This window comes from Denitrobaculum tricleocarpae (assembly GCF_007004665.1).
GTDB classification, from domain to species: domain Bacteria; phylum Pseudomonadota; class Alphaproteobacteria; order Kiloniellales; family Kiloniellaceae; genus Denitrobaculum; species Denitrobaculum tricleocarpae.
The window spans coordinates 401,332-417,491 of record NZ_ML660057.1 but is presented as its reverse complement, the minus strand read 5'-3'; the positions used below and the strand labels follow the sequence as shown (position 1 = coordinate 417,491).

Sequence of the window (16,160 nt, the reverse complement as noted above, 5' to 3'; positions counted from 1 at the left end):
GGGTTATCGATGCCACACAGCCGAAAGCTATCGCCAATCGCGATCGTCGCAATGGGCAGCAAGTTTCCTGGCCGGGGAACAACGTCCGGATTCTGGCGGGATATCGTAGAGGGCGTCGACACGAGCAGTGACATTCCCGAAACCCACTGGCGCGTTGAGGACTATTATGATCCCGATCCGAAGACGCCGGACAAAACCTACAGTTCCAGGGGGGCCTTTATTCCGGCCTTTCCTTTCGACCCGATTGCATACGGAACGCCGCCACGTGTCATTGAAACAACGGATACGGTGCAGCTTCTGGCGCTTCATGTCGCGAAGCAGGTGCTTGCCGACGCACAGCCGGACGGCACATCGCCCGTTGATCTTGAACGCACCAGTGTCGTGCTCGGCGTGGCCGCGGGAACCGAGTTGATCGGCGACATGGCGAGCCGCCTCAACGGCCCAATCTGGATCAAGGCGATGCGCGAGGAGGGGATCGCGCAACCTGATGCCGAGAGAGTCGCCGACAGAATTCGCAGTCATTTCACGGACTGGCGTGAAAGCACTTTTCCGGGCCTGCTTGGCAACGTCGTCGCCGGACGGATCGCCAACCGGTTCGGTCTTGGCGGTTCGAACTTCACCACCGACGCCGCTTGCGCAAGTTCCCTCGCGGCGATCCAACACGCGGCTCAGGAGCTTTGGCTCGGCGATTCCGATTTGGTTCTGGCGGGTGGCGCCGATGCCTTGAATAACATCTTCATGTACATGTGTTTCTCGAAGACACCAGCCATGTCCGCCAGCGGTAAATGCCGGCCGTTCTCCGACGATGCTGATGGCACGCTGATGGGCGAAGGCTGCGGTATCTTTGCCTTGCGCCGTCTGGAAGATGCGGAGAAAGACGGAAACAGAATCCTCGCCGTCATTACCGGTATCGGTGCCTCGTCCGATGGTCGCGGATCGAGCGTCTATGCGCCCCGGGCAGGCGGCCAGGCGTTGGCGATACGTCGTGCACTCAACAAAGCCGGTATCAGCCCGCGAAGCGTTGAACTGGTTGAGGCTCATGGAACCGGTACGCGTGCGGGTGACGCTGCCGAGTTCGAAGGGCTGAGGGAAGTCTTCGGCGAGGCTGACCCTGATACTGGAGCCTGGTGCGCGCTCGGCTCGATCAAGTCCCAGATTGGTCATACGAAGTCAGCGGCCGGAGCGGCAGGTCTGGCCAAGGTTGTCTCAGCGTTGCATCATAAGGTCCTGCCCCCGACGATCAATGTGCGGGCCCCAAATCCTAAGCTCGGTATCGACGGATCGGCTTTTTATCTCAATACCAAAGCACGTCCGTGGATCCGAAGCAGCGACCACCCGCGACGTGCGTCGGTCAGTTCCTTCGGTTTTGGCGGAACGAATTTCCATATCACGTTGGAGGAGCGGCGCGGGCCAGCTTCAAGGCGTAGCAAATACAGAACTGCTCCGACCGAGCTTTTTCTGTTCTCAGCCTCGTCAGGGGCCGGATTGAGTGAGCAAGTCCAGGCTCTGATCGCGGAATGCTCCAGCGACGCGGATCTGCCGCATTATGCAGCCGCGTCGCAGCGGGCATTTAACCCTGACGCGTCTCAACGCTTGGCTTTTGTCATTGGTACGAATGAGGATTTAACCAAGATCGCGGTAACGCATGGACCGAGTTTGAAGGCAGAGCGCGCGTTTTCGATAGGGAACATCATCTACGAAAAGGGCCCCTCCATCGTTGCGTCAGGAAGGACCGCCTATCTTTTCGCGGGACAGGGCAGCCAGTACCTTGGCATGGGCGCCGACCTTGCTATGACGTTCGACCTAGCGCGTGCGCCCTGGGATTGGGCTGCACGCGACCCTGTTCTCCGCTCTCTTCAGCTGCATGGCCTCAGCTTTCCGCCACCGGCCTTCACGGATCGGGAAACCGAGAGGCAGTCGGCCGAATTGACGCGCACGGAAAACGCGCAGCCATCTATTGGTCTGGTGGCCCTTGGTCAGCTTGGTATCCTCAACGATCTCGGCCTGCGGCCGGACTGCCTCGCGGGGCATAGTTTTGGCGAGGTGATGGCTCTGCATGCTGCAGGTGCGCTTGATGCGACGGCTGCGATCAGGCTGGCGCGTGCGCGCGGCGAAGCCATGGCGCAGGCCGCCCAGGCAACACCCGGCGGCATGCTTGCCGTCTTTGCGGAACGCGATTTTGTGGATGCTTATCTCGCGGAAGGCGCCGGGGGTCTGGTGCTGGCCAACGACAATGCGCCTGATCAGGTCATCCTGTCTGGGCCGGTCGCGGCGATCGAAAAAGCCGAAAAAGAGCTCACGGATCAGAAGTTGCGTGTCCGCCGCCTCAGTGTTTCGACGGCCTTTCACTCACCGCTGGTTGCCGCTGCGGCTACGGATCTTGAGGCCGCGATCGAAAATGCCCGGCTCCGCGCGCCACGGCTACCGGTCTATGCCAATCTGACCGGCAAGCTTTATTCGAACAATGAAGCAGAGGCTCGTGCCGTTCTCAAGGCGCAGTTGACCGCCCCGGTGCGGTTCCGGGAAACAATCGAAAAGATGTACGAGGACGGTGTTCGGACCTTTGTCGAGGTCGGGCCATCTTCAGTTTTGTCCGGGCTAGCCGGTGCAATTCTGAAGACCCGGCCTCATGTTGCCACCTCGCTGGACCAGCGCCAAATGCACGGTGTGACTGCGTTCCATCGCGCTCTGGCAAAACTTGCTGTCGCCGGTCACAGGATCAACTTCGAGGCGCTTTGGCACGAAGCGCCTGCGCCTGAGCCGCGCCGGCAACCAAAGCAACACGAGATCATGCTGAACGGTGCGAATTACGGCAAGCCTTATCCAAGCCAAACCCATCCAAACCAAACCCATCCAAGCCTGACCTGTGATGACGAGTTGTCCGCACCTGTACACGCGCGCTGTTTCACCGGGACGCTCGGGTCTACGAACGGAGCTCATAAGGACGCTGAAGCCTGCCATCGAACGCGAGAGCCCCATGCGGGTTCGGACGATGAGCGTGGCAGGCTCATCAATGCCCTATCCGATTCCCAACTGGCACTTCAGCGCGCTTCTGAAGCCACCAGCGAATTACAAGCGGCCGAAACCGTGCGTGCTGTGATGGCTGAGAAGACAGGTTACCCGGCCGATATGCTGGAGCTCGGTATGGAACTCGATGCTGAGTTGGGCTTCGACTCGATCAAGCAGGTCGAGATCCTCTCGGCGCTGCGTGAAAAGCTACCGCATATGCCGGAGATCGAGCCATCCCGGCTCGCTGAGTTGCGCAGCATTCAGTTGATCGTCGACGCCATCACTCCGACTCCATCCGGGCAAGCACAGGCTGGACAGGCGAAGAATGAGGTGCAAGCGGTCGAGGTGCCGGTGACCCCTGGTCCCTCTGATGCGGCTGCTGTAAGCGGGACGGCGCTATCCGAAGCTGCGGAAACCGTGCGTGATGTGGTGGCGGAGAAGACCGGATACCCGTCCGATATGCTGGACCTTGATCTGGATCTCGAGGCCGAGCTGGGGATCGATTCCATCAAGCAGGTCGAGATCCTCTCGGCGCTGCGCGAGACGCTGCCGGATATGCCTGAGATCGAACCGGCGCAACTGGCCGAGCTGCGGACCCTGCAGCAGATCGCCGAGGCGGTTGTTCCGGTTTCTTCTGCGCAAACACAGGCTGGGGCAGGACAGGTGAAGCCTGACGGTACCGTGGCCGGGCGATCTCTGAACGGGGTAGGCCCGACACAACCTACGGCGCAAGCGGTCGAGGTGCCGGTGACCCCTGGTCCCTCTGACGCTGCTGTGAGGGAGGCTGCGCGTTCCGAGGCTACGGAGACCGTGCGTGATGTGGTGGCGAAGAAAACCGGATACCCCGCCGATATGCTGGACCTTGAACTGGATCTCGAGGCCGAGCTGGGGATCGATTCCATCAAGCAGGTCGAGATCCTCTCGGCGTTGCGCGAAGAGCTGCCGGATATGCCGGAGATCGAACCGGCGCAACTCGCCGAGCTGCGGACCCTGCAGCAGATCGCCGAGGCTGTTGTTCCGGTTTCTTCCGTGCAGGCAGAGGGCGGGCGGGCGACGCCTGATGCTAAAGTGGCCGGGCGATCTCTAAACGGGGCAGGCCCGACACAACCTACGGCACAAGCGGTCGAGGTGCCGGTGACCCCTGGTCCCTCCGATGCGGCTGATGTGAGCGAAGCTGCGCTTTCCGAGGCCACGGAGACCGTGCGTGATGTGGTGGCGGAGAAGACCGGATACCCAGCCGATATGCTGGACCTTGATCTGGATCTCGAGGCGGAGCTGGGGATCGATTCCATCAAGCAGGTCGAGATCCTCTCAGCGCTGCGCGAGAAGCTGCCGGATATGCCGGAGATCGAACCGGCCCAACTCGCCGAGCTGCGGAGCTTGCAGCAGATTGCCGAGGCGGCTGTTCCAGTTCCTTCCGCGCAGGTAGAGGGCGGGCAGGTAGAGGGCGGGCAGGCAGAGGTTGAGCAGGCAACGCCTGCTGCTACCATTGTCGCGCGATCTCTGAACGGGGCAGGCCCGACACAACCTACGGCGCAAGCGGTCGAGGTGCCGGTGACCCCTGGTCCCTCCGATGCGGGTGCTGTAAGCGGGACGGCGCTATCCGAGGCCACGGAGACCGTGCGCGATGTGGTGGCGGAGAAGACCGGATACCCCGCCGATATGCTGGACCTTGATCTGGATCTCGAGGCGGAGCTGGGGATTGATTCCATCAAGCAGGTCGAGATCCTCTCGGCGTTGCGCGAGAAGCTGCTGGAAATGCCGGAGATCGAACCGGACCAACTGGCCGAGCTGCGGACCCTGCAGCAGATCGCCGAGGCGGTTGTTCCGTCTGCAAGTTACGATGCGCCGGCTTCGCAGATGAAACCTGTTGAACCCCCGGTCGAATCTGATCTGTCTCTCGCCACGTTTGTAAAGAAGGCTGCAAACTTAGGCCTTTCGCGGCAGGTCGTCGACGTCGATGTTGCCCCGTCCTGCTCGGACCAGATGCTGCTGTCCAACGGACAGCGCATTGAGATCACGCGTGACGTCCCCGATCTTTCTGGTGCGATTGCATCTGCATTTCAGTCTCTGGGAATCACGGCGGAGGTGGTCGATGCGCCATCGGAGGACGCCGACGCTGTGATTGTGACGAGCGGATTAGCCGACAGCCGAGGGGCAGCGGAGGTGAGTTGGACGGCCCTTGCGATGGCGCGCAGTGTCGCCGAGACAACGAGCCGGAACGCCGGTTGGTTTATCCTCCTGCAGGATAGTGCCGGTGATTTTGGGCGTATGAACCGAACACTCGATAAAGCCGCACGTGGCGGGCTCACGGGACTTGCCAAGACCGCCGCTCTTGAATGGCCTGACGCAAAACTGCGTGTGATCGACGTAGACCGGCACAGTGCCACACCTGAAGACACGGCGCGGCGGATTGCCCAGGAAATTCTCTTTGGTGGAGGTCCTCTTGAGGTCGGCCTGAAGCAGGATGGCCGACGTCTGACGCCTATAACCAAACCGGCGCCCTATCGAGACAATGGGTTCACGTTAGACCATGGGGCCAACATCGTCGTGACTGGCGGTGGACGCGGAATCACCTCCAGAATTGTCCGTCGACTCGCTGGCCTGGGGCGGATGCGATTTCTCATTCTCGCGCGCAGTGAGCTCCGCCAATGGCCGTCGGATATTCCGACGGACGCTGATGAGCTCCAAATCCGCTCGCTCCTAGCGGAAAAGGCACGTGAGACGGGACAGGTCACCGACTTCAAAGCCATAGCGGCAGAGGCTGGCCGGCTCGTGGCCTCGCGTGATGTCGCGGAAACACTCGCGGCCGTGAAAGCAGCAGGATCTGAGGTGACCTATGTTGCCGTCGATGTTGCCGATGTTGAAGGCGTGGCGGCTGCAGTGGGTGCGTTTCGGGAGCAAAACGGACCCATTTCCGGTCTCATCCACGGAGCCGGGCAGCTTGCCGATAAGTTGATCAAAGATAAGACTGAAGAACAGTTCCGGCGAGTATTTGAGCCAAAGGTTCTTGGTTTCCAATCGGTCTGGTCGGCCATTGAGGCCGATAACCCTTCGTTTGCGGCGCTCTTTTCGTCGGTTTCGGGACGCTACGGTAATCCCGGTCAAGCTGACTATGCAATGGCGAACGAAATTCTAAATCGCTTTGCCTGGTGCTTGCGGCAATTGCGCCCGCAGATGCATGTGATGTCGATAAACTGGGGCCCGTGGGACTTTGGCATGGTGACCGAGGGCATGCGTGCGCAGTTCGAGGCACGAAACACGGCCCTCATCCCGGAAGACGTCGGCGTTGACGCCTTTGTCGCGGAGCTTTTTCACGGCGCGCTCGATCAGCCCGAGATTGTTTTTGCCGGCCAGCTGACTCCGACCTCCGGCCGGTAAGGCTTTCCAAGACCGCAGAGTTGTTGAGGAGCGTTTGCATCGTGAGGGCAAGCGTAAGGGCTCTGATATACGTCGGCGCCCGCAGTTCGCTTCAAGGAACGAGTTAGATGAAAGATCCTATCGCGATTGTCGGCTGTGGCGCGGTTCTGCCCGGTGCCTTATCTCCTGACGAACTATGGCACGCGGTTTTGGAAGGCCGCGACCTACTGAAACCTGTTCCTGATGGTGCATGGCCTGTTCCACCGGAATTGGTGGAGCGGCCGAAGTTGCGCGCAAAGGCGGCGGGCCCGCACGTACCATTCCGCGGCGGCTTCGTGCAGGGCTTCGACGCCGTTTTTGATGCGAAGGCCTACGACTTACCGACCGAGGAGGTGCTGGCGCTCGATCGCTCTTCACAATGGCTCCTCCACGCGGCGCGGCAGGCGGTCGGGGAGTTGGCGCAGCCGGAAGTGGCGGGTGAGCGGGCCGCCATTGTGGTTGGAAACTTGTCTTACCCGACCCGGAACATGACCGAACTGGCCTACGCCGCGGCAATCGGTTCGGCCTTGCCGGGGAGCCGACCAGTCCCCCAACGCCAATGGTTGGACCGCTTCGTATCTGGTCGTCCCGCACACGTTCTGGCGCAGGGCCTTGGGGTTACGGGACCGGCATTCTGTCTTGATGCCGCTTGTGCATCCTCGCTCTATGCTGTCAAGCATGCCTGCGATTATCTCCGTGACGGGATTGCCGATGTTGTCGTAACCGGCGGTGTCAACGGTTGCGATAATATATTTCTGCATCGGGGTTTTGCTGAAATAGGAGCGCTCAGCCCAACGGCCCGAAGTCGGCCCTTCAGTAAACACGCTGATGGGCTTTTACCCGCCGAGGGTGCTGCTGCTCTTGTGCTTAAACGCCTCGAGGACGCCGTCCGTGCCGGGGATCATATCCATGCCGTGATCCGTGGCGTCGGACTTTCCAACGATGGGCGTTGTAAGGGGCTCCTCTTACCCGACTCAGGTGGGCAGGTGCGTGCGATTGAGGCGGCCTACAGAGGCACCGGTCTTTGTCCGTCAGACTTATCCTTGATGGAGTGTCATGCGACCGGAACACCGGGTGGGGATGGAACCGAAATCGAGAGCCTGATCCAGGTAATGGGTGATATCCGGGATCTCCCGGTCGGGTCCTTGAAATCAAACATCGGTCATCTGGTGACGGTCGCGGGAACTGCGGCGATTATAAAGGTCATCGGCGCCATGAAGCATGGGCTGCGTCCCGCGACTCTTCATGCCGAAGACTGGATCTCCGAGTTTGAGAATTCGCCCTTGCGGCCATTATTGCAAAAGGAGAATTGGCCGGACGACGTTCCGAGGCGCGCGGGCATCAACAACTTTGGGTTCGGGGGGAGCAACGCCCATCTTGTTCTCGAAGAGTTTGTCCCTGCCCGGAGACTGCATAGCGTTCCGGTCACGTCAGATGTTTTTTCAAAGCAACATGCTGGGGAAGAGCAACGCAATCTGGATGACGACATCGTCGTCTGTGGCATTGGGGTGATTCATGGTAACGAGAGAGGGTTCGGAGCCTTTGCCCGCAAGGTCGCAGGACCGAACCCTTCCGAGGGAGACGAACGGACGGAGTCCGTTGTTCTTCCACTTTTAAAGCTTGGTTTCCCGCCAAACGACCTGAAACAGAGTCTCAGTCAACAAACCCTTGCACTTGAGGCGGGATTGCAGGCAGTGACGGATATCGATCTGCCGGCCTCCGAACGCTGTGGTGTCTTGATCGGCATGGGCGCCGATTTTGATGCTGTTCGTCCTGGCCTTGCCTGGCGCATGGAACAGGCGTTGCGCGATCAGCAGGCGGGAGAGGGGGGTGCGCCAAGCTTCGACGCGGATATCGGCGGATTGACCGGGCCGGCTTACGTGATGGGCGCCATGCCCAATCTTCCCGCCAACCGGATCAACATTCAGCTGGATATGCGTGGTCTGGGTTTTACTGTCTCGAGCGAGGAACTCTCCGGGCTGACTGCGCTCGACATAGGTATTCGCGCTCTCCGGCAAGGTGAACTTGATTTCGTTCTCGCGGGTGCTGTCGACCTCTCGACCGAAGTTCTGCATCGGAAAGCCTGCAAGATGCTTCCGGAAATCGGCGAGCGCACCCATGCGGACGGTGCGATTGTCTTCGCGTTGAAACGGCGCGCCGACGCGGAACACTCTGGTGACCCAATCATTTCCGTTCTTGACGTTGGCGCGATGGAGAGACTTCCCCGGCCCGGCGAGGCTGTCTCCGAAGCCAGCGCGCTTGGTCAAGCGCATGCGGCATCGGCTCTCTTCGAATTGGCGGCAGGACTTGCCACGAGACTTCACGGCGGCCACCTGTTGCCTAAAGGTCGTGAAGTTTCTGACGATCGCCCTGCGGAAATCGGCGCAAGATCCTTTACCGGATGGACACAGTCTGCATCCTTACGGCCACTCGATCGGCAACCGGCCTCGCTCCATGATGGCGAAGTGCCGTATCTTGCTTTTGCCGCTGCCGAGACATCAGAGCAGCTCGCCGTGATGCTGAGAAGCGGGCGCAGCTCGAGCAAGGGGCATTTGCGGATCGCCGTTACCGCTGGAACGGCCGGGCAACTCGCCGGACGGATTGACCGGTCGATTCAACAGCTCGAAGCTGGTGGCGTGCCTGAGGGACCGGGAATCGAGTTCGGATCAACGGAGTTTGACGGTGACGTGGCTTTCGTCTTTCCAGGGCTTGCCTCTGCCTATCCCGGCGTTCTGGGCCAATCGCTCAAGTCGTTCCCCGAGGTGCGCGACAGACTCGATCGCGTCCACGGACCTGAAGCGTTCAACCGCATCGGCCGGTTGAAGAGCGCCTGGAAAGACCGCGACATCACAGTTTCCGAGATCGCGACCGTGGGCGCCGGGGCTTCCATCTTCAATGTTACTCTTTTGAGATCCGTTCTGGGCGTGCAGGCGGATGCTTGCCTCGGAGTTTCGATGGGTGAACTCAGCATGATGTTCTCTCATGGGCTTTGGGAGGCGCCGATCACTTTTATGGAAGGACTGGAACGTTCGGGTTTTTACAGGAACATCGCCGAGGACTCACCGCTCCTCCCTGATTATTTCGGATTGGAACCGGAGGAGTGCGGGGGGTGGAGGAGTTTTGAGATCGTCGGACCGGTCGAGGAACTGCGGGATCTGATAGATCGGACAGAGCATGTTTGGCTCCTCATCATAAACTCGCCGAACCGCTGTCTTATCGGGGGCGAAAATGGTGCTTGTTCGGCACTTGTCGCTCGTCTGCCCCGAAGGTTCCAGGCTATGCCGCGACCCAAAAGCATCGCTTTCCACGCTCCTTTTGCCGAGCGTTTCAGCGATGATCTCCGGACTCATCTTGCGAGTCAAGAAACCAGAACCAGCAACGGTATTCGCTATTATCTCAATGCAGTGAACGACAGCATCGATCCCACCACGGCTAAGACGACCGAGCTCTGGGTTCGTCAGGGCGTGCAGACGGTCGATTTTCCCTCAACAGTTCTGAAAGCCTGGGATGACGGCGTGCGGGCCTTCATCGATGTCGGCCCGCGAAGCACTCTTGCAAGTTCCATTCATTGCACACTGGGTCATCGACCACATATCTCGGTCGGCCTCGATCTGGTGAGGCGTGATGATCTGAGCCAACTCGCAGACGCCTGCGCTAAGCTGTTTGCATATGGCGTGACTGTTTCAATCCAGGGGCTCGCGCGAAGGCTCGATCGTATGCGCAGAGCCGAAGCCCCCGATAGCGGCAGGACTATTTCCTTTCCGGCGCACCTGCCGGAAATTGTTGTCCGACTCAACGCGGCTGGCGTAGGCGGCGCTGAACGGTCTATTGATCCGCAGCCGGAAGAGTTTCAGCGCCCGCATGTTATGCCTCGACCTCCTTGCTTGCCGAGGTCCGCTCCCGTTACTCCAAGCGCGGGTTATTCGCACTGGCCACAGGCATGCAGTGAACGACGGGTGATGACAGACCCCTGTTTGACCTCTCGGCGGGAGGACCCGGAAGATTCAAGCCTGCTTTTGGTCGCGCAGGGAAGAGCAACAGCTTTTTCTACGTCGGGTTCCGCCACTGCAATGCCACTGCCGCCGGATACGTCGAGCGCCGTTGAATCTGTAACTCGTCGGCCTGTCCGTTCTGCAACCCCGCCCAGCGGGCGCGCCAAACCTAAGCCGGTTGTTGTGGGGAGGAGCTCTGTTCCAGAGCCGCTTGAACGGCTCCGGCCAAGCGGACCAACACTTGACCGTGCAGCCTTGGAACTGGCGTCCCGTGACAAAATCTCAAAAGTCTTTGGCGAGATGTTTGTCAGCCAGGATGGCTATCTTCGCCAATGTAGAATGCCGGCTCCGCCGCTCCTGTTGGCGGATCGTGTCACAGGTCTCGAGGGTGAACCCGGGTCCATGGGCAAAGGCATCTGCTGGACTGAGACAGATGTCCGTCCCGACTCCTGGTACCTCCACGATGGCCTTATGCCGACCGGGATACTGATCGAGGCAGGTCAGGCCGACCTGCTTCTGATTTCCTGGCTTGGTGCCGATTTCCTGAATCAGGGTGAGCGGGTTTACCGTCTTTTGGGTTGCGAGATCACGTTCCACGAAGGTGATTTACCCAGGATCGGTGACACGATTGGCTACCAGATCCACGTAGACGCACATGCCAATGTCGGCGATACGAGGCTCTTCTTTTTCCGCTATGACGCCTGCATCGGTGATCGTCTGATCTCTTCGGTACGTCATGGTCAAGCTGGCTTCTTTACCGATGCCGAGCTGGCGAATTCCGATGGTGTGCTCTGGTCTCCGGACGAGGATGCACCAAAATCTGATGCCCGAATGGACCCCGCGCCCGCAACAAGCCTCAAGCGCAGTTTCTCAGCTGCGGAACTAAAGGCCTTTGCTGAGGGTGATGCGTTCGCTTGTTTTGGTGCGGGTTTCGAATTTGCCGCGGCGCATCAGCGGACACCCAAGATACCCGCGGGCCGGATGCAGCTCATCGATCGCGTGCCCCTGTTCGACCCGGCTGGCGGACCCTGGGGACGCGGCTATCTCATGGCTGAATGCGATGTCCCCATGGACTCCTGGTTCTATGACGGCCATTTCCATAATGACCCCTGCATGCCAGGCACTCTTATGGCGGAAGCCGCCGTGCAGGCTCTTGAGCTCTATGTGGCGGCTTTGGGTTTCACCATCGAGCGCGATGGCTGGCGCTTTCAACCAGCAACAGGCGAGGCCTTTAAGTTTGAGTGCCGCGGACAGGTCGTTCCTGACAAACTTCACCATATCACTTACGAAATCTTTATCGAGGAAGTGATCGACGGCGTTCAGCCGAAAGTCTACGCCGCTCTGCTTGCCAGGTCGGACGGATTCAAGGTGTTTTTGTGCCGTCGCTTCGGGGTCACCCTGGTTCGGGATTGGCCGCTCTCTTCGCGCTCGACCTCCATCGATGCCTTGCCGGAAAGGCGAATTGTTTCCCCAAGTGGTGACGTTCCTGGAGATCATGCGTCACTGATGGCCAGCGCCTGGGGCAGGCCGTCGGCTGCCTTCGGGGCTATGTATCGAGAACTCGATGTCGAGGGCTGTCCGCCAAGACTACCTGGGCCACCTTACAAATTCATATCCCGCATCCTCTCAGTCGACTGCCCGCCAGGACGCCCGACGATCGGCGGTAAACTGACTTCCGAGTACGATGTTCCAGCCGATGCCTGGTATTTCCGGGATGGCGGCACCGGGACCATGCCTTTCTCTGTCTTGAGTGAAGTGGCGCTGCAACCTTGTGGTTGGTTCGCAAGCTACATGGGATACGCGCTTGGCAAGCGGGTGAAGGTCCGGAATCTCAATGGTAAGAACTGTAAAACTCATCGTGAGATTTGGCCGGATTCAGGAACCGTAACCGTCGAGGTTTCTTTCATTAAAGCCGCGCAAGTCGGTCCCATGACGCTGGTATTTTATGAGGTCACCTGCCGGCTTGGAGATGACGCAATCATAAGCCTGGAGACCGATTTTGGGTTCTTCCCGCCTGAGGCCCTGGCCCAACAAAGGGGTCTTGCGACGACCGACGCCATGCGGGCTGTCCTCAAGGGGCCACAGCAGGTGGTTTCGAGGGAGGAAAGCAAAGCGGTATTGGCCGGAAAACAACAGCCCTTGCTTCCATCGGGATTGCTCGGTCTTGTCGACGAGGTTACCGGCTTTTGGCCGGATGGCGGAGAGGCCGGGTTGGGCCGCGCCATGGGCCGGCAACGGGTTGAGCCCTCGGCATGGTACTTCAAGGCACATTTCTTCACGGACCCTGTTCAGGCCGGGTCACTGGGCCTGGAAGCGCTCTTCACGCTTCTGAAAGCGGTTGTGAAGATGAAGAACCTGCATCAAGGCTTCAAGTTTCCACGCTTCGAGAGCCCGGCACTGGGCGAAGCGCTTGTCTGGGCTTACCGCGGTCAAGTGGTTCCGGCAAACAAGGAAGTGCTGACGGAAATCGAGATCGTCGAAGTCATCAATGAGAGCGAATCAGTCCTGATCCGGGCAAAAGGCAGCCTGTGGGTCGACGGTCTGCGTATCTACGAGGTGAGTAACTATTGCCTCAGGATCAGAGAATTGGAGAAACAGAGCACTCCAGCAGTTGACGCAGGACCCGGCGTCGTCCGGATTGATCCGGATGCTCAACCCTGGTTGAAGGATCACAAGCCGAGTTACGTGATTCCTGCCTATCCCTTACTCGGTGTCGCCGGCCTGTTATTGGAGAGCGCTGGCGCGGACGCTGCCGCAGCACCGGTCAGACGGATCGATATGCTGGAGGTTAGGGGCTGGCTCCTGCTTGATGCAGGTCCGCTTGACTTGCTGTTCCGGCGGGTACCGATGTCCGATGGGTCGGAACGGGTCACCTTTCACCGTGTGCGTGGCGGGGTGCCCGAGAAACGCCCTGCCGGTGTGGCGATAAGCTCCCGCGAGCCCGGTGGGTCCGCTCCTGACGTCTGGCAGAGGCTTGAACATGAATGGGTGGAAAGCGATCCTTACGGCGCTGGAGGTTTGTTTCACGACGGTGCTTTCCAGGTCGTCGATTCCATCAAATGGGGGGACAACTGCTCGAGTTTTGATTTTGATGCGGCTGGTGCCCGAGCGTCCGCTGATGACAATCCGACAATTCTTCTCGACACTCTGTTCCACGGCTTTCCGCACCATGCGCCCGAGCGCTGGTATGGTGCGGTTGCGGCCGGCCAGGTCGCTTTTCCCTACCGGCTGGATCATTTCACGCTGTATGGCGCTTTGCCTCGGTCGGGCAGGGTGACCGTTGTAACCCGCCGCCGGGATATGCCGACCTTGCGGACTCTTCGCTTCGATGTGCAGGTTCAGCTTGAAGGCCGGGTGATAATTGACGCCACCATGACGGAAGCCCTGATTCCGACGGGTGTGCCACAGTGCATGACATCCACAGATGTGCGACGCTATTGCCAAGACCGCGTTGCCATGCCGGCATTTAGCGTAAGCAGCCTGTTGCCCGATTGTACCCGACTGACCACCGGCGACTTGCAACGGGCCAGTTGGTTGCCCGGGACCTATCAAGTTATCTACGACGTTTCTCCCGAAGCCCGGGATGACCCTCGTGCAAGCGTCGAGCAGATCGCTATCAAAGATCATATCGCGAAGAAATACGCGATCCACCCGGCTGATGTCCGGATCGAGTCTGATAGTGTCCGACCGGGCGCGAACCCGTCACTCGCGCTTTCCTCACTGTTGAGAGAATGGGTCGATGACTGCAGCTTTGAAGTTCGAGATGTCTAGACAAGGGCGTGTCGTAAAGGCAGATGCACAGGCTCGGTAAATCGTCATTGGCGATTCACCCTGAACTTGATCTGAATCTAATTCGTCTGGGGCGAAGGTAAGGGGTGCGAGTATCTTGTCGTAAGCGTCATCGCGCAAGACAATGGCCAGACCATTTATTGTTCGATTTCCTTCTGTTTAGGGCCCGGCCTGGTTACGAACTGCATGCCTCGAAGAGATTGACGCAATCACTAAGTGCTGTGACCTAAACGCGAATGGCGGCTTTTGCAAAGGGAAGGGATTTCACATTTCAGTCGTGCACCCAAGTGGAAGTGGCGGGCGCAAGGCGTCCTTGGCACTGCAACGCCCGGTTTGTGGGTCAGGCGGCCGCGCTGGAGGCACAGAATTTCCCCTTCCGGACGCCACGCCACCCGCCGGGAGAACACCCGGTTTCTTTCTTAAATGCGCGCGAGAACGCCTCTGGCGCATTATATCCGACGCGAAAGGCAATGGCGGCGGTCGGAAGCTCAGAGTCGCGCAACAGCGACTTGGCGACGGAAATTCTTTGCGCCACAACGTATTTCCGCGGACCCACGCCCATCACTTCGGTAAATCTCTCCACGAATGAGGAGCGCGACATGCCAACCAATTTCGCGAGATCGTCGACACGCGGCGGGTCCGCCACATCGGCATGAATGCGCGCCAGCGCCCGCGCGATGCGCGGATGCGCCATGCCACTCAACCATCCAACGGGCGTTGGGTTGGTCTCGATGTGGGTGCGCAGGGCTTCGATGAGCAGAATGCGGCACAGGCCGGAAGCCACCATATCGCTTGAGCAGCGCTCCGACGCCAATTCCCGCGCTGCCATGGCGACGGAGGCCTCGATCCACGAGCGCGTTTCAAGGCTCTCGATGCTGATCACCAATAGCTCCGGCAGAGTGTCGAGCAGGGGGTTGGGCACCCCATTGCTCCCGATAAAGCCACAAAGCATCCGGGTCCTGTCGCCGCCGCCGCCATGGGTGAGCCGCATCAGCCCATTCCCACTCGCCGGCAAATGCAGATCATCACTGGACACTGGCCGCTGGCCTGTTCCGCTGGCAAGGACGTGAACCGGATTGGACGGTAGAAAAATGACGTCACCGGGCTTGGCGCGATAGTGTTCTTTATAGCCCTGCGAAGTGTCGAGAGACACAACCGCCTCGCCTTCGGTGATCAAGTGGTAGGCGATGATGCGACGCGGGATCGGCATGAAGGGCTTGCAATCCTGCTCGGTAACACGGGCGTTAATCGCCCAGGGTGCGGTAAAATCGGCTCTCAGAAAAACCGCCCCCTCAAGATCGAGGGATCTTACAATGTCTGTCAAAGGATCTAGTCTCATGTCGCGTCCAATCGTTACACCGGGCCTGAACCTTTGCTTGTGTTTCACTGTTTTTGGTTTCCGAGCCGGTGACCGGTGGAATGTGTCTTCGTCATTTACGTGCGGATCGGTCGAGTTTCCTGAAGAAGTTCCGAATTTAATCTGAAACGGGATTTTGGCCGCGGGGACTTCTGTTGCGGGGAGCACAATCCTGCTCGTTTTTCCTCTGGAACGGCATGTCCGTGTGATCAGGGCCGGGCCGCAGGCGGAAACGTGGGGACGATCATGAGCCGATCGGCATGCGCGCCTGTCGTCGGGCACCTGTGGTGTAGAGCCCGAAAATGATGTTACCTCCTCAGACAGGCTCCTCATCTCCGGTTGGCACAGGTGTTTTGCCGATCGGGGATGAGAGACCAATCCGATTTTTCACGAGGTCGATCTCATGCCGGGCGAATTCAACGCCCTTTTCGGTGAGTGATATGGCGGCGCGCTCTCCGTACCGGCAGAGGTCGTGACCGACGAGGACCGGCGCAGATGCCCGCCCGATCCAGCGCGAATGGATGCCAGGAATTGGAAAGATACCCGCGAAGGCTTCAAAGAGGATCACGCACTAGGCTGTCAGGCAGACAAACCGAGTGAGACAAAGCATTGGA

At 59.5% G+C, this 16,160-nt stretch carries 3 protein-coding genes; 2 read left to right on the top strand and 1 reads right to left on the bottom strand.

The window, feature by feature from the left end:
* Positions 1–9 precede the first annotated feature (9 nt).
* Together FKG95_RS18965 and FKG95_RS18960 are read left to right on the top strand one after the other, a co-directional pair.
* The gene (locus FKG95_RS18965; RefSeq protein ID WP_142897962.1) at positions 10–6,390 is read left to right on the top strand and encodes a type I polyketide synthase; all 6,381 of its coding nucleotides are present in this window, start codon (positions 10–12) and stop codon (positions 6,388–6,390) included.
* Between the two features lie 107 nt (positions 6,391–6,497).
* Entirely contained in the window at positions 6,498–14,171 is a 7,674-nt protein-coding gene (locus tag FKG95_RS18960) for a type I polyketide synthase (protein WP_142897961.1), read from the top strand.
* A gap of 358 nt (positions 14,172–14,529) precedes the next feature.
* On the opposite strand, the gene FKG95_RS18955 is transcribed toward FKG95_RS18960, so the two are convergent.
* Positions 14,530–15,513, bottom strand: coding sequence for an AraC family transcriptional regulator (locus FKG95_RS18955; protein ID WP_179954171.1), 984 nt, complete (start codon positions 15,511–15,513; stop codon positions 14,530–14,532).
* Between the last annotated feature and the right edge of the window lie 647 nt (positions 15,514–16,160).